The 20,488-nt window shown below is 65.9% G+C and carries 12 protein-coding genes; 5 read left to right on the top strand and 7 right to left on the bottom strand.

The genetic code is table 11. The features are described from left to right. Positions 1–206 (bottom strand): hypothetical protein (locus tag A6B37_RS26270; protein ID WP_246842578.1); only part of this gene is annotated, 206 nt, incomplete at its 3' end. Here A6B37_RS26270 and A6B37_RS25445 point away from each other — a divergent pair. The 3 genes from A6B37_RS25445 (at position 147) to A6B37_RS25435 (ending at position 10,427) form a co-directional block, all read left to right on the top strand. Continuing rightward, positions 147–7,661 (top strand): tandem-95 repeat protein, encoded by a 7,515-nt coding sequence (locus A6B37_RS25445; RefSeq protein WP_348639095.1) that lies wholly within the window; start codon positions 147–149, stop codon positions 7,659–7,661. The genes A6B37_RS26270 and A6B37_RS25445 overlap by 60 nt on opposite strands. 99 nt (positions 7,662–7,760) lie before the next feature. Beyond that, positions 7,761–8,444, top strand: a complete 684-nt coding sequence (locus A6B37_RS25440) for a transglutaminase-like cysteine peptidase (RefSeq protein ID WP_168202335.1) — start codon at positions 7,761–7,763, stop codon at positions 8,442–8,444. Between the two features lie 18 nt (positions 8,445–8,462). Next, positions 8,463–10,427, top strand: coding sequence for a LapD/MoxY N-terminal periplasmic domain-containing protein (locus A6B37_RS25435; protein ID WP_111827276.1), 1,965 nt, complete (start codon positions 8,463–8,465; stop codon positions 10,425–10,427). A 24-nt stretch (positions 10,428–10,451) separates the two neighbouring features. Here A6B37_RS25435 and A6B37_RS25430 read toward each other — a convergent pair whose 3' ends face one another. Genes A6B37_RS25430 through A6B37_RS25420 form a run of 3 tightly spaced genes read right to left on the bottom strand, consistent with a single transcriptional unit; the run spans position 10,452 to position 13,823 of the window. Beyond that, the gene (locus tag A6B37_RS25430; protein WP_102771682.1) at positions 10,452–11,294 is read right to left on the bottom strand and encodes a M48 family metallopeptidase; all 843 of its coding nucleotides are present in this window, start codon (positions 11,292–11,294) and stop codon (positions 10,452–10,454) included. Between the two features lie 48 nt (positions 11,295–11,342). Then, positions 11,343–12,410 carry a chorismate synthase gene (aroC, locus tag A6B37_RS25425; RefSeq protein ID WP_102771683.1) on the bottom strand — a complete coding sequence of 356 codons (1,068 nt, stop codon included), beginning with the start codon at positions 12,408–12,410 and terminating at the stop codon, positions 11,343–11,345. A gap of 36 nt (positions 12,411–12,446) precedes the next feature. Further along, on the bottom strand, positions 12,447–13,823 hold the full coding sequence (locus A6B37_RS25420) for a bifunctional diguanylate cyclase/phosphodiesterase (RefSeq protein ID WP_111827275.1): 1,377 nt from the start codon (positions 13,821–13,823) through the stop codon (positions 12,447–12,449). Between the two features lie 459 nt (positions 13,824–14,282). Here A6B37_RS25420 and A6B37_RS25415 point away from each other — a divergent pair, with 459 nt between their 5' ends. Beyond that, entirely contained in the window at positions 14,283–16,211 is a 1,929-nt protein-coding gene (locus A6B37_RS25415; RefSeq protein WP_111827274.1) for an EAL domain-containing protein, read from the top strand. Next, positions 16,208–17,731, top strand: coding sequence for a HAMP domain-containing sensor histidine kinase (locus tag A6B37_RS25410; RefSeq protein WP_246842575.1), 1,524 nt, complete (start codon positions 16,208–16,210; stop codon positions 17,729–17,731). The genes A6B37_RS25415 and A6B37_RS25410 overlap by 4 nt, the downstream gene beginning before the upstream one ends. On the opposite strand, the gene A6B37_RS25405 is transcribed toward A6B37_RS25410, so the two are convergent. The 3 genes from A6B37_RS25405 to A6B37_RS25395 form a co-directional block, all read right to left on the bottom strand. Next, a complete protein-coding gene (locus tag A6B37_RS25405; RefSeq protein ID WP_111827273.1) occupies positions 17,713–18,432 on the bottom strand; it encodes a response regulator transcription factor in 720 nt (239 codons plus the stop codon). The two genes, A6B37_RS25410 and A6B37_RS25405, sit on opposite strands and share 19 nt — an antisense overlap. 197 nt (positions 18,433–18,629) lie before the next feature. After that, on the bottom strand, positions 18,630–20,117 hold the full coding sequence (locus A6B37_RS25400; RefSeq protein WP_111827272.1) for a protein adenylyltransferase SelO: 1,488 nt from the start codon (positions 20,115–20,117) through the stop codon (positions 18,630–18,632). After that, positions 20,114–20,485: a DUF2069 domain-containing protein gene (locus A6B37_RS25395; protein WP_102771688.1), complete on the bottom strand. Its 372-nt coding sequence runs from the start codon at positions 20,483–20,485 to the stop codon at positions 20,114–20,116. The genes A6B37_RS25400 and A6B37_RS25395 overlap by 4 nt, the downstream gene beginning before the upstream one ends. Positions 20,486–20,488: the final 3 nt, after the last annotated feature.

Genomic DNA, 20,488 nt, shown 5'->3' with positions numbered 1-20,488 from the left:
CTGAGCCGCCAAAAAACGGAAAACTCGACCTCGACCTGGCCACCGGCGAGTACACCTACACCCCAAGTCCCGACTACAACGGTTCTGACCAATTCACCGTCCTCGTCGATGACGACCACGGCGGCAAGACCCCATCGACCGTCAACATCGCCATCACTCCCGTCAATGACGCTCCCGTTGTCAAACAACTCGATATCAGGACTCACGAAGATCAGCCCGTCAAGCGCAAGATCGTTGCGACAGACGTGGACGGCGATACGCTGCGCTATACGATCGACGCCCCTCCTAAACACGGCACGCTCGACCTGGATCGGCTGACGGGCGAGTACACCTATACGCCCGCTCTCGACTACTACGGCACCGACCAATTCACCATCTTCGTCGACGATAACCACGGCGGCAAAACGCCGTCGACCGTCAATGTCATCATCGGCGCCACCAATGATCGTCCTGTCGTGTCCGATTACGATCTCACGACTGCCGAAGATCAACCCATCAAGGGCAGAATTGTTGCAACCGACGTGGACGGCGACACGCTGATCTATTCGGTCAAGGAGGATCCGAAGCACGGCAAGCTCGACCTCGATTCGCGGACGGGCGAGTACACCTACACTCCCGCTCCCGACTACAACGGCTCCGACCGGTTTACTGTCTTCGTCGATGATCGCCGAGGCGGCCTGGTGGTATCGGCCGCCGACATCACCATCACTCCCGTCAATGACGCTCCCGTTGTCAAACAACGCGAGCTCACAACTTTCGAAGACCTGCCCATCACGGGAAAAATCATTGCAAGCGATGTGGACGGCGATACGCTGAGCTACTTGACTACCGACGCTCCTAAGCACGGCAAGCTCGACCTGAATCGGCTGACGGGCGAGTACACCTATACGCCCGCCCTCAATTACTACGGTACCGACCGATTCTCCATCCTCGTCGACGATGGCCACGGCGGCAAGACGCCGTCGACCTTCAACATCATCATCGGCACCATCAACGATCGTCCCGTCGTTCCCGATTACGAACTCACGACAGCCGAAGATCAGACCCTCAACGGCAGAATTGTTGCAACCGACGTGGACGGCGACACACTGCTCTATACGATCAAAGAGCCTCCGAAGCACGGCAAGCTCGACCTCGATTCACAGACGGGCGAGTACACCTACGCTCCCGCGCCCAATTACAACGGCGCCGACCGGTTCACCGTCTTCGTCAACGACGGCCACGCCGGCCTGGCGGTGTCGACCGCCGACATCACCATCACCCCCGTCAACGACGCGCCTGTCGTTGAAAGCCACGATCTCAGGACTCACGAAGGTCTGCCGGCCAAGGAGAAAATCATTGCACGCGATGTGGACGGCGATACGCTTAGCTACTTGGTTACCGAACGTCCGAATCACGGCAAGCTCGACCTGAATCGGCTGACGGGCGAGTACATCTACACGCCGGATGCCGATTACAGCGGCGCCGACCAGTTCACTGTTCTCGCCGATGACGACCACGGCGGCAAGACGCCGTTGACCGTCAACGTCACCGTCTCCGCCGTAAACCATGCCCCCATCGTTGAAACCCTGGATCTCACGACGCTCGAAGATCAGCCCCTCAAAGGAAAAATTGTTGCAACCGACGCGGATGGCGACGCGCTGATCTATACGGTCAAGGAGGCTCCGAAGCACGGCAAGCTCGACCTCGATTCGCAGACAGGTGAGTACACCTACGCTCCCGCGCCTGATTACAACGGCTCCGACCGCTTCACTGTCTTCGTCGATGATCGCCGAGGCAGCCTGGTGGTGTCGACCGCCGACATCACCATCACCCCCGTCAACGACGCGCCTGTTGTTGAAAACCACGATCTCAGGACTCACGAAGGTCTGCCGGCCAAGGGAAAAATCATTGCACGCGATGTGGACGGCGATACGCTGAGCTATTTGGCTTCCGAACGTCCGAATCACGGCAAGCTCGACCTGAATCGGCTGACGGGCGAGTACATCTACACGCCGGATGCCGATTACAGCGGCGCCGACCAGTTCACTGTTCTCGTCGATGACGACCACGGCGGCAAGACGCCGTTGACCGTCAACGTCACCGTCTCCGCCGTCAACCATGCCCCCATCGTGGAAAGCCTGGATCTCACGACGCTCGAAGATCAGCCCATCAATGGCAAGATCGTTGCGACCGATGTGGACGGCGACACGCTGCACTATCGGTTCTACGAACCTCCGAAGCATGGCAAGTTCAAACTCGATTATCTGACGGGCGAGTACACCTACACTCCCGCTCGCGACTACAACGGCTCCGATCAGGTCACCGTCTTCGTCTACGATCGCCGAGGCAGCGTAACGAAGTCGACCATCGATATCTCCGTCACCCCCGTCAATGACGTTCCTGTCGTTGAAAGCCATGACCTCAGGACTTACGAAGATCTACCCGCCAACGGAAAGATCATTGCAAGCGATGCGGACGGCGATACGCTGCGCTATACGGTCATCGAATTTCCGAAGCACGGCCAGCTCGATATCGATTCGGAGACGGGCCAGTACACCTACACTCCCGCCCTCGATTACAACGGTTCTGACAGGTTCACCGTCATCGTCGATGACGACCACGGAGGAAAGACATCCTCGACCGTCAATATCGTCGTCACTGCCGTCAATGATCCTCCTGTCGTGTCCGATTACGATCTCACGACTGCCGAGGACCAACCCTTCAAGGGCAGGATCGTTGCAACCGATGTGGACGGCGACACGCTGAGCTATTGGTTCGACAAGCCTCCAAAACACGGCACGCTCGACCTCGATTCTCAGACTGGAGAGTACACCTACACTCCCGCCCCCGATTACAACGGTTCCGACCAGGTCACCGTCCTGGTCACCGATAACCGAGGCAGCATCGTCCGATCGACCCTCAGCATCACCATCGCCCCCGTCAATGACGTTCCTGTCGTTAAAGGCCACGACCTCCGGACTTTCGAAGATTCGCCGGTCAAGGGAAAGATCATTGCAACCGATGTGGATGGCGACACGCTGAGCTATACGGTCAACCAGCCGCCGGAGCACGGCACGCTCGACCTCGATTCGCAGACGGGCCAATACACCTACACTCCGGCTCTCGACTACAACGGCACCGACCGGTTCACCGTCTTCGTCGACGATGGGCAAGGCGGCACGACGCCGTCTACCGTCAACGTCACCATCACGGCCGTCAACGATTCTCCTGTCGTATCCGATTACGATCTCACGACTGCCGAAGACCAACCCTTGAAGGGCAAGATCGTTGCTACCGATGTGGAAGGCGACACGCTGACCTATTGGTTCGACAAGCCTCCAAAACACGGCACGCTCGACCTCGATTCTCAGACCGGAGAGTACACATACACTCCCGCTCCCGATTACAACGGTTCCGACCAGGTCACCGTCCTGGTCACCGATAACCGAGGCAGCATCGTCCGATCGACCCTCAACATCACCGTCACCCCGGTGCTGGACCTGCCTACCATCACGGTATCCGACCCCGGAGAAGTCAACGAAGGCGCCGATGCCGTCTTCCATATCAGCCTGGGCAATACGGGCGATCTGGACAAGGACACCACGATCACGCTCAAACTGGATGGCCGGACCGAAACGGCAGATCACGGCACGCCCGTCGTCACCATCGGCGGCGTCGCCGTCAAGGTGACCGCCAACGCCGACGGCGCCTATCGCTTCACGCTTCCCGCCGGCGCCATGAGCGGCATCGTGGTCGCGGTTCCAACCGTGGACGACGCCGTCTTCGAGGGACGCGAACCGATGACGCTGACGGCCACGCTCACCGGCGAAACCTCCAGCGGCACGCTGCCGGCCGGCATCGCCGGCACTGGTCGCGCCGTGATCGTCGACGACCGAGGCCCGGGCGCAGATCTGCCCACGCTCACGGTATCCGACGCGGGTGACATCAAGGAAGGCGAAAGCGCGGTCTTCGAGATCAAGCTGGACAAGGCGGTTGACGCCGATACCGTACTGAGCTTCAAGCTGGCCGGCGACGCCGACGCCAAGGACCTGGGCAGGATTTCCGCCACCGTCGCCGGCGCCGCCGCCGACGTGAAGTCCCATACCGACGGCAGCTACAGCCTCACCATCCCGGCCGGCGTCCAGGGCGGCATCACGATCAGCGTCGAGACCGTGGCCGACCGCGTCTCCGAGGGCCGCGAGACTCTGGTGCTGGAGGCCGAGCTGAGAGGCAAGACCGGCAGCGGAACCGACCTGCCTCAAGGCATCGCAGACACCGGCCGCGCCGTCATCGTGGATGCCTACCAGCCCCCCGCAGTCCAGGATGCAAGCGCATCCGTGTCCGAGGAAGGCCTGGCCGGCGGCATTGCGGATGACCAGGGCACGCCGGATACCACCGATGCGCGCACCGCGACCGGCCAGTTGTCGATCAGCGGCCAAGGCGCCGCGGCCGCCTATGGCGTCTCGCTGGTCGCGCCGGCCGATGGGGTTCTGGTCTCCGGCGGCAGGCCCGTGGCCTGGACGCTGGCCGAGGACGGCCAGACCTTGACCGGTGTGGCCGGCGGCAAGACGGTCATCAGCGTCACCGTCGACAACCAGGGCAAGTATGCGGTGGCGCTGCAGGCCCCGGTGGACCACCGGAATCCGGGCGCCGAGGACGTGCTGTCGTTTGACGTCGGCGTCAAGGTTACCGACACCCAGGGCGCCAGCAGCACCGGCAAGATCACGGTCAATATCGAAGACGACATGCCGGCCGGCAATCCCGTTCGTGCCACCACCCTGGACGTACCGGTCAGCCATGTCGGCATCGGCGGCCTGGAAACCGGATTCAGCAATTGGAGGCTGACGAATGGAACGATCCAGGACCAGGTGCAAAATGACTCGGACCCGGGGATAGACGTCATTACCTGGGGTACGCCGGCCAACATTTACCGGTCCGGCTACTCCTTCTTCGATAACGAAGCGCTACGCGGTTCGATCGATCCGCTGGGCGCGCCCATCCGGATCGGAACCTTTGCTCACAGCAACTCCGTCGTCGTGAACCAGGGAACCGGCAACCTTACATCGGTGGATCTGGATATTGCCTTGCGGCTGACCATCGATGGGGCCGAGCAGGTGATCCGCCACACCATCAAGCTGCATCACGCGGAAACCCTGAATAACGCGGGCGGGGGCAGCGGATATGTCGACGATATCGTCTGGATATCCAACGCCACCCGCCAACAGACGTTCCAGGTCGGCGACCGGACCTATGTACTGGACATCCTGGGATTCAAGGACAGGAACGGCAATCCGGTGACTACGTTCAATACAAAGGAAAACAAGGGCAACGCATTCGAGTTGTTCGTCTCCGTGTCTTCGACCGACCCGTTGCCCACGGTCGAAGGAAATCTGTTCGATGCCGGCACCCCGGGCTGGCATTACGGCGGCGATGGCGCGGGCTCCGTGCAATGGGACAAAGGCGTCAGGCGCTCCGACGGCTCGACGGTCATCCTGAATGAATACGGCCGGCTGATCGTCGCCTCCAACGGCCATTACGTTTTCGAGATGAGCCGCCAGGCCTATAACGAATTTCAGGTCGGACGCAAGCAGCTGACTTACCCCTACACCGTCACCGACGCCGACGGCGATCGCCAGCAGGGCCATATCACCATCGAGCTGAACGGCTACGATAACGGCGCGCCCCCTCTGCAGGTGAAGGTCGAGTCCGACCAGGCCCATGTGAGCGAGGCAGACGGATCGGTTTCCTACACGGTTTCGCTGGTCGACAGGCACGGTAACGCGGCCAAGGTGCCTGAAGGGCACTCCGTCACGGTGGCCCTGAACTGGAGCGGCGCGGCCGCAAACGATGGCGATACCGGCAGTCTGCCCCGCTTCGTCACGATCGAAGCAGGCCGGTCCAGCGCCACTGTGACGGCCGCCCTGGCCGACGATCGCGTGGTCGAGGGCAACAAGGACCTGATCCTGTCGCTGGGCGAGGCCAGCGCAAGCCCGGCCCTGCGCGGCGGCGTGGGCGCGGACGCCAGACCGGCTAGCGTCGTCGTCCATGATGACGACCTGCCGCTGTATGCGCCGCGGCCGGCGTTGAGCAACGAGGGCCTGAACCTGAAGGTGTGGGCAGTCAAAGACCGCGATCTCTCCGAGTCGGACAAGACGGTCAACGAGATCCTGGACCGCCTGAAAAACAGCAGCCCTGAAGAAGGCGACGGCGCGCCGTCCAACGAGCTGGAAGCCATGATCAAGCGCCTGATGGCCGTCGATCCGGACGGCAATGGATACCGTTCCAGCAATCCGATAGGCTTCGGCCGCGGCCACACGTATGGAAGCATTTATTTCGTGGGAGATCATCCCGAAACGAGCGAGTATCTGGTCCAGGATCTGATGGCCAAGGACCCGAACGCGGACGGCGCCTCGGATTGGAGAAATGTGCAGGGCGGCACCGCCGTGCACGCGCAAGGAGTGATCTACCTGCGCGCCGGCGACACCTATACCGTGCATGCCCAGGGCGACGACAGCCTGCGCGTGGTGCTGGGCGACCGCAACATGGGCGGCCAGGTGGTGGACCTGCGCTGGGGCAGCGACCATGCCACGGTCAAGGCCTTCACCTTTACCCCGACGGAGAGCGGCCTGTATACGCTGGACATGTTCCTGCATAACCAGAACGGCCCGGGCATGTTCAATGTCTGGGTGGAAAACAGCAGCAATCCGGGCAAGGCCCTGAAGTTCTTCCCGAGTTTCGAGGCCGCCAGGAAACAATTGGCCGCCGAGGATTCCGGCTTCAAGGTGGGCCGCCTGATCGGCACCGAGGGCGCCGGCCACTACAAGGTCTACGGCTATAACGAAGCCCCGGTGAATTCCACGATCAGGCTGTCGCAGATCCAGACCGATTCCGTTAGTCTGCCGCTGGCCGGCGGCGAGCGGATCGCCGGCATCGCGATCGGCAACCTGCTGGCCGGGTTCGTGCTGAGCGATGGCCAGGGCCACAGTTTCACTGCCACGGAAGGCCAGGGTTCGGTGGAGGTCAAGGGCTGGAACCTGGCCACGCTGACGCTGAAACCGGCCGAGGGCTTTTCCGGGGCGCTCGACCTGGAAGTGAGCATGACGATCCAGGGCCGCGACGACGGCGGCAGCGCCTACACCTATCAACGCAGCAGCGACATCACGATACGCGTGGACGCCGTGAGCTACGGCTCGGCCGGCGACGATACGCTGGCCGGCGGCTCTGGCGACGACTTCCTGTACGGCGGCGTCGGCGACGACGTGCTGCATGGCGGGCGCGGCGACGACACGCTTGTGGGCGGCCCGGGCAGCGACACCTTCAAGTGGGAACTGGGCGACCAGGGCAGCACCGCCGCGCCTGCCGTGGATACGGTCAAGGACTTCTCGATCCTGAAACCCGCCGAGGGCGGCGACGTCCTGGACCTGAAGGATCTGCTGGTCGGGGAAAGCGACGCAACCCTGACCCAGTACCTGAGCTTCAGGCAGAATCCGGCCGACGCCGGCGGCGGCACGCTCATCGAGATCAATACCCGGGGCCAGCTCGCCAGCCAGGGCGCCGACCAGAAGATCGTGCTGGAGAACGTCGATCTCACGCACGGAGCCAACGGTCAGATCCTGAATAACCAGGCCATCATCAACGACCTGTTGCGCAAGGACAAGCTGATCGTCGATCACACCTGAATCCATGCGGCGCGGGGACGCGCGGCGGCTCTGCCGCCAACGGCACATTTTTTCGTCCATTTCACCTGAAATGTTCGGAAACATGTGAAAATCCGCTGCATGCCGTCGTCTCCCCGTTTCCGCCCCGCGCTGAAATTGTGTCGATGGGCTTTGTTGTGTCTGGCCTGCACCTGGAGCGGCAGTTCCGCCCTGGAGATCGACGCAGGCAAGCTGCAAAGCCTGTCGGCCAGCCGCTATGGCGCCAAGGGCGCGCGCGCGGTGGATTCGTGGCTGGCCTTGCTGCGCAGCCCGCCGCCGGCCCAGACGCGCGACGCGCTCGCGATGGCCAACGATTTCTGGAACCGCAGCCTGCTCTCGGGCGAAGACAGTGTCATCTGGCGCCAGACCGACTACTGGGCCACGCCGCTGGAATCGCTGGGCAAGGGAGCCGGCGACTGTGAAGACTACGTCATCGGCAAGTACTTCACGCTGCTCAAGCTGGGCGTGCCGGCCAACAAGCTGCGCTTCATCTACGTGCGGGCGCGCATCGGCGGGCCCGCGAGCAGCAGCCAGATCGCCCACATGGTGCTTGGCTACTACGAGACCCCCAACGCCGTGCCGCTGGTGCTGGACAGCCTAGTCTCGACCATCCTGCCCGCCACGCAACGCCGCGATCTGACGCCGGTGTTCAGTTTCAATGCCGACGGCGTGTATGTCGACGGCAAACCCGCCGCCCCGGTTGACCGCCTCAGCCGCTGGCGTGATCTACTACAACGCATGCAACGGGAAGGTTTGCGCCCGTGATGTACGGAAAATAAGACCATGTCCATACTTAGACAGCTACTTCTCAGCGTCACTCTCGCAATCGGCGTCATCCTGCTGGGCACGCTGGCGCTAAGCGTCAACTCGGCCCGCGAATACCTCTCCGGCCAGTTGAAGGTGCAGAGCACCGATGCGGCCGTCTCGCTGGCCTTGTCGCTGTCGCAGCCGGCCAACAACGATCCCGTGGTGCAGGAACTGCTGGTGTCGGCGCTATATGACGGCGGCCATTTTTCGCTGGTGCGCCTGTCCGATCCCGAAGGCAAGGTCCTGATCGAACGTCAGTCGACCGCCACCGCGGCCTCGGTGCCGACCTGGTTCCGGGCGCTGGCCCCGTTGAACGCGGAGCCGGCCACGCATGCGGTCAGCGACGGCTGGCGCCAGATCGGCGAGGTCACGCTGGTGGCCAACGACGCCTACGCCTGGGAAGCCCTGTGGCGCAGCAGCCTGAAGATGATCGCCCTGGTGGTGGGCGCGGGCATTCTGTGGGCGGTGTTCGCCTTTCTGCTGGTGGGCTGGATCAAGAATCGGCTGCTGCGCGAGATCAGCGACCACGTGCGCCGCATCGGCCAGGAATCGCCGGCCGGCCAGGTGCAGGCGCGCGTGCCCGAGCTGTCCGGCGTGGTGCAGGCCCTGAACCAGACGCGCGAGCGTGTCTATGCCAGCGTCGAAGAACAGAACGCCCGCATCGAATCGTTGCAGGTCGAACTGAACCAGGACCCGGTCACCGGCCTGCCCAACCGCAAGTACTTCGTCAACGAATTCCGCCGCGCGCTGGAAATGCCGCAGGCCGTGGCCGGACGCGCCGTCGATGGCGGCCATATCCTGGTGTTCCGCCAGCGCGACCTGGCCGACCTGAACCGCCACATGCCGCGCGAATTCATCGACCAGTGGCTGCGCACGACCTGCGAGCGCATCGGCGGCACGCTGCGGCGCATGCACGTGGCCACGCCGCTGCTGGCGCGCCTGAACGGATCGGATTTCGCGCTGCTGCTGCCCGGCTGCGCGGCGCCGCAGGCGATGATGATCGCCGAACAGGTGCGCGCCGACCTGCATGCCTCGCGCATCCCGGTCGGCGAAGGCCACCTGTGCCGCTGGGCCCAGGCCATCACCGACTACGGCCACGGCCATCAGGCCGGGCCGGTGCTGGCGCGGCTGGATTTCGGGCTGATGCGGGCCGAAAGCGCCGGCAACGACCAGGTCGTGATCGCGGGCGCGACCGACATGCACACGCCCTCCGAATCCGGCGAACGCGCCTGGAAGGACGCGATTCTGTGCGCCCTGGAGGAACATCGTTTCGAGCTGGCCCCGGAAACCCTGAAAGCCACCGACGGCAGCCCGGTGCGCGTGGAGGCCATGCTGATGCTGCGCACCGCCGCCGACCAGGAACCGATCCCGGCGACGCTGTTCATCCCGCCGGCGGTGCGGCTGGACCTGGTGGCGGATTGCGACCTGGAAGCGGTAAGCCTGGGCCTGGACTGGCTGGCCGCCAATCCCGGCGAACTGGCCGTGCGGGTCGCCCTGCCCTCGCTGCGCGGCCAGAAATTCTTCCGCCAGCTGGCCCTGATGCTGACCGAGCACCGGCCGTTGGCGAGCCGGCTGTACCTGGAAATCGACGCCCACGGCCTGGTGGAATGCCACGAACAGATCGCCGCGCTGGCGCGGGTGACCTCGGAGTTCGGCGCGCATATCGGCGTGCGCCGCCTGGCGCAGCAGTTCGGCGCGGTGGCGCAGTTGCACACCCTGCCCTTGTCCTACGTGAAGCTGGGCGGCGGTTTCGTGGGCGGCATGTCGCAAAGCCCCGGCAGCCAGCAGCTGACCGCGTCGGTGCTGGAAACGGCGCGCAGGCTGAATATCGCGGTCTATGCCGAGGATGTACCCGACGCCGAAACGCAGCGCATCCTGGCCGAGCTGGGCATAGGCATCATGCGCGGCCCCGGCGTCAGGATCGCCGCGGGCCGGGCCTGAAGCGGCCCGCGGCGCCGGCCGCGCTCAGCGCGCGGCGGCCTTGCCCTTGGACTGTTCGTACAGCGGCAGCACCTGCTGCGCCGCGGCCTGCAGGTCGGCGATGCGCGAGGCTGCCGACGGGTGGGTCGACAGGATCTCGGGCGGGGCGCTGCCCTGGTCGGCCGCGCCCATCTTCTGCCACAGCGTCACGGCGGCCCGCGGGTCGAAGCCGGCGCGGGCCGCCAGTTCCACGCCCATGCGGTCGGCCTCGGTTTCGTGGGTGCGGCTGTTGGGCAGCGTGAACATCACGTTGGTAAGCTGGCCGCCCAGGTCGGAAGCCACGCTGGAGCCCGTCGCGATGGACAGCACCGATAATCCCAGGCTCGTCGCCATCTGCTGCGACACCCGCTCGCGGGCATGTTCGCGCAGCGCGTGGGCGATTTCATGGCCCATCACCGCCGCCAGCTCGTCGTCCGTGGGCTTGATCTTGGAGATCAGGCCGGTGTAGACGGCGATCTTGCCGCCCGGCATGCACCAGGCGTTGATTTCGTCGCTGGACAGCACGTGCACTTCCCAGTTCCAGCTTGCGGCGTCCGGCCGGAACACCGGCGTCTGCGCGATCAGCCGTTGCGAAATCGCACGCACGCGCGCGAGCTGCTGGGCGTCGCGGTCCAGCTGGCCCTTGGCCTTGGCCTGCTTGACGATGTCGGCATATTGCTGGCTGGCTTCCTGGTCCAGCGCCTGCGAAGGCACCATGCTGGACATGTACTGGGTCCGGTTGACGCCGATGGCGCCGGACTGGGTGGTGTTCATGCCCGTGCAGCCGGCCAGGGCGGCCAGCGCAAGCGCCGCGCCCGCCTGGCGCAGCGGGAAACGTTTCCGGATCATGTCGGCCTCCAGGTATTCGAAGTACGTATTGCGGGGAACGTCAGCGTATCAGACCGGATCGCCGCATTGCGCGCGATGGCGCAGGGCGTGGTCGATCAGCACCAGCGCCAGCATCGCCTCGGCGATGGGCGTGGCGCGGATGCCGACGCAAGGATCGTGGCGGCCCAGGGTCTGCACCTGGACCGGCTCGTTGGCGCGGTTAACCGACTTGCGCTCGACCCGGATGCTGGAGGTCGGCTTGATTGCGAGCGACACGGTCACCGGCTGGCCGGTGGAAATGCCGCCCAGCACGCCGCCCGCATGGTTGCTCAGGAAACCATCGGGCGTGATCTCGTCGCCGTGTTCGGAGCCGCGCTGTGCGATGCTGTCGAAGCCGGCGCCGATCGAGACGCCCTTGACCGCGTTCAGGCCCATCATCACGTGCGCGATGTCGGCGTCCAGGCGGTCGTAAATGGGTTCGCCCCAGCCCGCCGGCAGGTTCTCGGCCACCACCTCGATGCGCGCGCCGATGGAGTCGCCGTCGCGGCGCAGCTGGTCCATGTAGGCTTCGAGCTCGGGCACGATCCCGGCATTGGGCGCATAGAACGGATTGTTGGGGACTTCGTCCCAGGACACGAAAGGAATGGAGATCGGGCCCAGCTGGCTCATGTAGCCGCGCACCTGCACCCCGTACTGCTGCGCCAGCCACTTCTTGGCGATGGCGCCCGCGGCCACGGTGGGCGCGGTCAGGCGCGCCGACGAGCGTCCGCCGCCGCGCGGATCGCGCACGCCGAACTTGCGCCAGTAGGTGTAGTCGGCATGGCCGGGCCGGAAGGTGTCGGCGATGTTCGAGTAGTCTTTGCTGCGCGCGTCCGTGTTGCGGATCAGCAGGCCGATCGGCGTGCCCGTCGTCACCCCTTCGTACACGCCCGACAGAATCTCGACCTGGTCGGCTTCCTGGCGCTGCGTGACGTGGCGCGAGGTGCCGGGACGGCGGCGGTCCAGTTCCAGCTGGATGTCGGAGGCCTCCAGGGGCAATCCGGGCGGGCAGCCGTCGACGACGCAGCCGATGGCGGGGCCGTGGGATTCGCCGAAATTGGTGACGGTAAAGAGAGTACCTAAGGTGTTGCCGGGCATAAGGAGTCAGCGGAGTCGGTTTGCAAGCAACCCCGATTATGACACCGCGGAGGCCAAAGCCTGGATTTCCGAGGCCGGCGCGGGCCGTCCCAGCAGGTAGCCCTGCATGACCCGGCATCCCAGCGACTTGAGGATCTCGCGCTGGCCCTCGGTTTCGACGCCTTCGGCCACCACCGGCAGGTGCATCGCCTGGCACAGGCCGAACAGCGCGGACACGACCTCGCGGCTGCCGGCGTCCGACTCCAGCGCGGAAATGAAGCTGCGGTCGATCTTGACCCAGTCTATCGGCAGCGAGCGCAGGTGGTTCAGGCTGGAATAGCCGCAGCCGAAGTCGTCCAGCGCCATGCCCACGCCCATGGCGCGCAGCGCGTTCAAGACCTTCACGTGCTGCTCGTAGTGCAGGATGAACAGCGATTCCGTGATCTCCAGCACCAGCTTGCGCGGCTCCAGCCGGGCGCCGGCCAGCGCCCTGGAGACCAGGTCCACCAGGCCGCCTTCGTTCATCTGCCTGACCGACAGGTTCACGTGCACGCGCCATGCCGCCGGCCATTGCGCCGCCTGGGTGCAGGCGCGTTCCAGAATCCAGGCCCCCAGCGGCACGATCAGCCCGCTGCGCTCGGCCAGTTCGATGGTCACGGCCGGCGACACGCTGCCCAGCACGGGATGATGCCAGCGCAATAACGCCTCGCATCCCTGCACCACGCCCGTGCTGCTGTCCCAGACCGGCTGGTAATACAGCTCGAACTGTTCCATGGCCGGCGTGGTCAGGGCCAGGCGCAGATCGTTTTCCAGGCCCTGCTGGTCACGCTGGTGGGCCAGCATGCGGAAATCGAAGAGGCTCCAGCCCGGGCCGCCGCGCGCCTTCAGCGGCACCATCGCCACCTGGACGCAACGTTGCAGTTCCTCGACGCTGCGTCCGTGTTCGGGATAAAGCGCGGCGCCGACCCGGAATACCACCACCAGGGTACGGCCGCCCAGTTCCAGGGGCGCGCTCAGGTCGTCCAGCAGCTTGGCCGACACCTGCGCCGCCCCCTGCTCGTCCACGTCGGGCACGCAGACCGTGAAGCTGGCCGCCCCCGTGCGCGCCGCCACGCCCCCGAGCGTGCGCGCGATCAGGCCGAGCCGGCCGGCCACCTGCGCCAGCAGGGCCTGGTCTTCTCCGGCGCGCAACATGGCGCTGATCTCGGCATACTGCTCGAAACCGACGAGGAAGAAGGCGCCGCGCCACGAACGGCCGCCGTCGAACCAGCCGCGCGCGCGCCGCTGCAATTCCTGCTGGCTGAGCAGGCCGGTCAGTTCATCGAACCGCAGGCGCCGCCGTAGCGCGCGCTCCCTGCGTACAAAGATCAGGCATATCGCCACAAGGGCGGCTGCCAGCACCAGGCACAGTGCGAGCAGGTAACTCTCACGCACGGAGCCCCCTATCCATATGCCCCTGGCGTTGCGGTTCGGCAAGGAACCCAAGGGCTGTAACATTTTTTAAGTTATGCATTGGTTTCGCAAAAAAACGCCACATATCAGAGGCAACGCACCTCTTTTTCCTTGTATTCCTACAGTACTTTGATATAGCGCCGCGGGAAAGATGGCCCCGAGCGGCTTCTCCCGGCCCGCGGCATGCATCCTCCCTGGTACTACGACAGCCAACACCGGAAAATTAATACGCAAGAGCCCGATAGTTGACGGCGTTTGGCCGCAGCACCGAAATAATTGCACAGCTTGCCCGGTGGTGGCGCATATTTAGTAATATTCTGTACGGTATGTGACATGCAGAATTACTGTACAAAGACCTGCGTCAATGTGCTAGCAACGCGTGTCACGTTTCCCATCCAGGCGTCCTGGCCGGAGCCGGGCAGCTAGAGAAACTTCAACCACATGCCCACTTTCCGCCGGGTACTTTTCATCGCCGCCATCCTGATCGGTTTGGCCCTGCTCGGCGCCCAGGCGCTGGGTGTGGCGGCTGCGCATCGGTATCTCGACTCGCAGCTGGCGCAGCGCAGTGAAAAAGGCGCGGCCATGCTGGCCTGGGTCTTGTCGCATTCCGTCAGCGACGCCGGCCAACGCGCCACACTGGCCGACGAGCTGTATGCGCAGGGCCAATACGCGCTGATACGCATCACCGATGAAAAGAACGGCTCGACGCTGGAACGGCGCGCCAGGCCGGACGAGGCCGCGGGCCGCGAATACGACTGGCGCAACGCCTGGCTGGGCATAGAGGCGCCCGCCGTGTCGCGCGCCTTCGTCACGGCCGACGGCGCCGCCCAGGGCACGGTCACGGTCCAGGCCGATTCGCGGCAGGCGCGCGACACCCTCTGGCAAAGCGGCGTGCGCATCCTCGGTCTGGTGGTGGCCGCCGCCGTGCTGTGGATACTGGTCGCCCTGAACCTGGCGCGGCGCATGCAGACGCAGGCCACTGCTCCGGCGGACGGCGCGCCCGCCGCGGCCGAAACGGACCGGGCGCTGGCCGACGCGCAGCGCCTGGTGGCCGCCGCCGTGCAGGAACAGAACGCCCGCATCGAATCGCTGCAGAGCGAGGTCTACCTGGACCCCATCACGCGCCTGCACAACCGCCGCTATTTCATCGAACAGTTCCGGCTGGCGCTGGCCGACAAGGCGCCGGAGGCCGGCGGCCATCTCCTGATGTTCCGCCAGCGGGACCTGGCGCAGATCAACCGCCACCTGTCGCGCGCCTTCGCCGACCAGTGGCTGCGCTCCTCGTCGGACCGGCTGCTCAAGCTGGTGGCCGAGTTCGGCCAGCAGACCGCGCTGCTGGCCCGCCTGAGCGGCTCCGATTTCGCCCTGCTGCTGCCGCGTTCGTCGGCGCCGCAGGCCGGCCTGCTGGCCGAACGCGTGCGGCGCGAACTGCGCTCGCTGCGCGTGCCGATGGACAAGCACGGCTGGTGCCGCTGGGCCATGGCGCTGGCCGCCTACGGGCCGGACGACAACATGAGCGAAACCCTGGCCCGCCTGGACCACGCGCTGATGTGCGCCGAGAGCGCCGACGACGATCAGGTCACGCCGGCCAACCGCGCGCCCGACAGCACGCCCATCGGCGAATACAGCTGGCACGACGCGCTGGTCACGGCGCTGGAGCAGCATCGCTTCTCGCTGACGGTGCAGCCGCTGCACGACCTGGCAGGCGCCCTGCTGCACCAGGAAGCCAGCCTGACCCTGCACGACACCGCCGACGCCGACCCGGTGCCGGCCTCCATCTTCATGCCGCCCGCGGTCCGGCTCGGGCTGTCGGCCGATTGCGACGTGCAGGCCGTGCGGCTGGCGCTGGACTGGCTGTATGCCGGCCGGGGCGCCTTGTCCGTGCCCGTGGCGCTGGCCTCGCTCGCCCAGCCCTCGTTCCTGTCCCGATTGCAACGCATGCTGGACGACCGGCCGGCGCTGGCCCAGCGCCTCATCCTCGAAGTCGACGCGGCCGCGCTGGTGGAACAGGAAGCGGACCTGCACGAGCTCTGCCGCATCGCCACGGACGCCGGCGGCCGGATCGGCGTGGCGCGGCTGCCGCAGCACTTCGGCGCCATGGAACGCCTGCACGAGTTTCCGCTGTCCTACGTGAAGCTGAGCGGCAGCTTCATCGCCGGCCTGCAGCACAGCCCCGGCAACCGCCACCTGGCCGCCACCGTGGTCGCCACGGCCATCACGCTGCACATGCAGGTCTATGCGGAGGACGTGCCCGACATCGCGACCCAGAACATCCTGGAAGGGCTGGGCGTCCACGCGATACGCGGCGCTCGCGTACACTCGCCCCAAGCGCACGACCTCCCGGCCGAACATCCATGGGTTTCTAGTTGACGCCAGTATCGCCTCTTCGTATCCGCGGGCCCGTCCTGCCGGCCATCCTGGGCCTGCTGTTGTATGCGCTGTGCTTTCCCGCGGCCGCGCAAACCCATGCGCCGAGCGCCGCCTATGCGGACATCAGCCTGGGCCTGACCGCCGGCGTCGCGATCGCCTGCGCCGCGGCCTGCGCGCTGGCCTGGGCCGCCACCCGCAACGCCATGCACGGCGCCGGCCTGGCGTTCATGCTGGTCGAGGGCGTGTACCGCGCCACGCCCGCGCTGCTGCCGCCCGGCGCGCTGCAAGCCGGCTCCTACGCCGCCCTGCTCGCGCTTACCGTGCCGGCGCTGGCGCAGACGCCCGGCGCCGGCAGGCTGGCGACGGTCTGCCGTTGGGTCAGCACCACACTGGCCACCCTGGCCGCATTGAGGCTGGTGCTTGCCTACGGGCCCGGCAATAGCGCCGTCCACACTACGATAGCCGGCGCCTGCTCGATTACCAGCGTGCTGCTGGCTGCCTGGTTCCTGTGGCGCGCGCTGCGGGGCTCCAGTGCGAACGCGGCGATGCTGGCCATGGCGCTGGCCTATGCCGTCTCGGCCTGGGTGCTGGCCAGCGACGCCGGGCGGCCCGGCGCCGCCGCCGGCGCGCATCTGGGCTGGGAACTGCTGCGGCTGCTGCTGGTGACGGGCGCGCTGCTGCTGTACGCCATGGGCGAGCGGGCCGCCGCCGCATCCGCCCCCGCCCCCGCGCCCGCAGCCACCGGCCCGGCGCCCGCCGCCGGCACGGACCAGCTCGCCCAGGGCGAACTGCGGCTGGCGGAACTGGCCGGCGCGCTCGATACGCAACGCCAGATGAACGCGCTGATCTCGCACGAGCTGCGCGCGCCGCTGGCCACCATCAGCGCGGCCGCCCAATCCCTGGACATGATTCTCGCCGACGGCGGCGACGCCACCGGCAGCCGCCTTGCGCGCATCCATCGTTCGGTCTCGCGGATGACCGAACTTATGGACCAGCTGCTGAACCAGGACCGGCTCGGCGAGCAGGCCTGGACGCCCCGAGGCGAGTCGGCGGACCTGGCGGCGCTGGCGCGCGACGTGGTCGCCTCGATGCAGCCCGATACCGCGCATGCGCTGATCCTGGAGGCCGAAAGCCCCCTGCCCGTCTATTGCGACCGGCCGCTGACCTGCGTCGTGGTGCGCAACCTGATCCACAACGCCATCAAGTATTCGCCGGCCAATCAGCCGGTGCGCATCGAGACCGGCCTAAGCCGCGCGGGCGACGTGCCGATGGCCTGGGTGGCGGTCACCGACCGCGGCCCGGGCATCGGGGAAGAGGAACAGGCGCGGATTTTCGAGCCGCATTTCCGGCGCGCCGCGCATCGGGAAACGCAAGGCCTGGGGATAGGCCTGTACCTGGCCCGGCGCATCTGCCAGAACCAGGGCGGCTCGCTGACCATGCAAAGCACGGTGGGCGTGGGCACGCGTTTCGTCGTGACGCTGCCGTCCAACCCGCCGCCGGCTCAGGCGGCGAACACGTAGCCCTGGCCGCGCACGGACAGCACCGGCAGCTTGAGGCCGGCGCTTTGCGCCTTGGCGCGCAGGCGGCTGACCAGCACGTCGATGCGGCGCAATTCGAAACCGCCCGGGCTGTCGGGCAGGAACAGTTCGGCCAGCACCTGGCGGCTGACCGCGCTGCCGGCCGCGTCCATCAGCGCGATCAGGAAGGTACGCTCCTGCGCGCTGAGATGCAGGGAAGCGCCGTCCGGCGCCACCAGTATCCAGCCGCCGTCCTGCAGCGACCATGAACTGTCGGCCGGGGCGCGGGTTTCCGCGGTGGTGGGATTCGGCGCCTTGGCCAGGCGCATCCGGCGGGCCAGGCTGCGTATGACCGAGCTGAGCTCCAGCAGGTCCACGGGCTTGGTCATGTAGACGTCGGCGCCGCCTTCCAGGCCGCGCACCCGGTCTTCCAGCGCGCTGCGGCCGGTCAGCATGACGATGCCGACGGGGCTCAGGGCGCGCAGGCGGGTCGCCACGGAAAAACCGTCTTCGCCCGGCAAGTGCGCATCGAGTATGACGATGTCGCACGGCTGCTCCTGCAACCGGCGATAAAACGCCGCCGCATTATCACAGGCGAATGCCACCCGAAAACCATAGCCACCCAAGCCTAACGCCAGTTCCTCCCGGAAATCGGCGTCATCCTCAAGCAGACCGATACACAGCAAACCATCTGCGCCAGCCATATTTAGAGTGCTTTATATTGAAGAGTATCGACAAATGCCCCGCGGACGCTGGCCCCCGGAGTGTCCCGTTGGCGACAATCTTACGACTTTTACAATGGAAACGAATGATTGCAGTGAAAAAAACTGCGATATTCCATTTCCAAATAGGTATTTTCGCCTAAGTCCTTTCAAAATCAGTTTACGGCGGCTCGGTATATTCAGGACGAGCAGCTGACTTCGATGCTGCCGGCCCAGTCGGGCGGCAATCCCGCGTACCGCTCATAACCGGGCTGCGCCTCGTAGGGATTGCGCAACAGTTTGAGCAGCGTATCGATTTCGCCGGCGTCGCCCGTCTTGGCGGCGCGGATCGCCTCCTCGGCCAGGTGATTGCGCAGCACGTACAGCGGATTGACGCGGTTCATGCCGGCCGCCACCTCGGGCGCCGGGCGCGCGTCCTGCGCATGGCGCGCCAGCAGGCGGTCCAGCCAGGCGCCCGCGGCCGGGCGGTCGATGAACAGGTCTTCGAATGCGCTGCGCTGGCCCGCGAGCGCATCGGCCAGGCGCCGGAAGGTCAGGGTGAAGTCGGCCTGGTTGGCGTCCATCAGCTTGAGCAGATCGTCCAGCAGCGGCTCGTCTTCCACCTGCCACGCGGCCAGGCCCAGCTTGGCGGCCATCCGTTCGTGGAACGCGCGGGTGAACACCGGCTCGAATTCGTCCAGCGCCGCGCGCAGGCCGTCGACGTCGGGCACCAGCGCATGCAGGCTGCCGCCCAGGCGGTACAGGTTCCATAGCGCCACCGACGGCTGCCGGTTCCAGGAATAACGTCCTTCGGTATCCGAGTGGTTACAGACATGCCCCAGCCGGAAGCCGTCCATGAAACCGTAGGGGCCGTAATCCAGCGTAAGCCCCAGGATGGACATATTGTCAGTGTTCATCACCCCGTGGCAGAACCCGACCGCCTGCCAGTCGGCCATCAGCAGCGCCGTGCGCCGCGTGACCTCGCGCAGCAGGTTCAGCACGGCCACGCCGTCGTCCCGCGGCGCGCCGCCCGGCATTTCGCGGCACTGCGGGTAATAGCGGTCGATGACGTAGTCCGCCAGGGTCTTGAGCGGTTCCGGCTGGCGCCGCGAGGACCAGTGCTCGAACGAGCCGAAGCGCACGAAGCTGGGCGACATGCGCGTCACGATGGCGGCGGTCTCGACGGTTTCGCGCATGACCGGGTCGTCGGAAACCACCAGCGCCAGCGCGCGCGTGGTGGGCACGCCCAGGCCGTGCATGGCTTCGCTGGCCAGGTATTCGCGCACCGACGAGCGCAATACGGCGCGGCCGTCGCCCATGCGCGAATAAGGCGTCATGCCCGAGCCCTTGAGCTGCAGCTCCCAGGCGCCCTGCGGCCCTTCGACCTCGCCCAGCAGGTGGGCGCGCCCGTCGCCCAGCTGGCCGGCCCAGACGCCGAACTGGTGGCCGCTGTAGACGGCCGCCAGGGTATCGCCGCCGGGCAGCGGCTGCGCCCCCGAAAACACGCTCAGGAACTCGGGCGTATCCAGCACCGCCGGGTCCAGGCCGATCAGGCGCGCGGCGTCGGGATTGGCGTGCAGCAGCCGCGGCTGGTTCAGCGGGCGCGGCGCAAGACGCGTATAGAAAGCCGGCGGCAAGGCGGCGAAGGAATTGACCGTACGTAGCTCGGCCAGCGTATGGGCGCTCATGCGCGTTGCCTCCTGGCGGCCCGCTTGGCGGGCCGCACGTAGAAAATGGCGCTCAGGAAGAAAACCGTCGAGAGCAGGATCTCCCCCCACGCCATCGCCACCGACAGCGCGGCCGGGTCGGACATGGCGCGCACCACCCCTTCCATCAGGTACAGCAGCGACAGCATCGACGCCCATTGGTAGGTATAGAGATTGCCGCGCAGGATGCCGCGCAGCGGAAACGCCAGCGGCAAGGCCTTCAGCAGCATCCAGGACCCTCCGGGCCGCACCGGCGCCACCACGGTCTCCCAGGTCACGCAAAGCACTATCAGGGCAAACAGCGAAACCGAGGCGAGCAGGCGCAGGCGGGGGTTGAGTTCAGGGTTCATGCT

This window comes from Achromobacter sp. HZ01, from assembly GCF_003267925.1.
In the GTDB taxonomy this organism is placed as follows: Bacteria; Pseudomonadota; Gammaproteobacteria; order Burkholderiales; family Burkholderiaceae_B; genus Achromobacter; species Achromobacter pulmonis_A.
This window is presented reverse-complemented; position numbering and strand designations above follow the sequence as displayed.

Excerpts from the sequence above, each read along its gene's own strand:
- A6B37_RS25405 (WP_111827273.1), bottom strand. The coding sequence starts at position 18,432 with ATGGCTGGCGCAGATGGTTTGCTGTGTATCGGTCTGCTTGAGGATGAC.
- aroC (WP_102771683.1), bottom strand. The coding sequence starts at position 12,410 with ATGCCCGGCAACACCTTAGGTACTCTCTTTACCGTCACCAATTTCGGC.
- A6B37_RS25415 (WP_111827274.1), top strand. The coding sequence starts at position 14,283 with ATGCCCACTTTCCGCCGGGTACTTTTCATCGCCGCCATCCTGATCGGT.
- A6B37_RS25430 (WP_102771682.1), bottom strand. The coding sequence starts at position 11,294 with ATGATCCGGAAACGTTTCCCGCTGCGCCAGGCGGGCGCGGCGCTTGCG.
- A6B37_RS25400 (WP_111827272.1), bottom strand. The coding sequence starts at position 20,117 with ATGAGCGCCCATACGCTGGCCGAGCTACGTACGGTCAATTCCTTCGCC.
- A6B37_RS25440 (WP_168202335.1), top strand. The coding sequence starts at position 7,761 with ATGCCGTCGTCTCCCCGTTTCCGCCCCGCGCTGAAATTGTGTCGATGG.
- A6B37_RS25435 (WP_111827276.1), top strand. The coding sequence starts at position 8,463 with ATGTCCATACTTAGACAGCTACTTCTCAGCGTCACTCTCGCAATCGGC.
- A6B37_RS25395 (WP_102771688.1), bottom strand. The coding sequence starts at position 20,485 with ATGAACCCTGAACTCAACCCCCGCCTGCGCCTGCTCGCCTCGGTTTCG.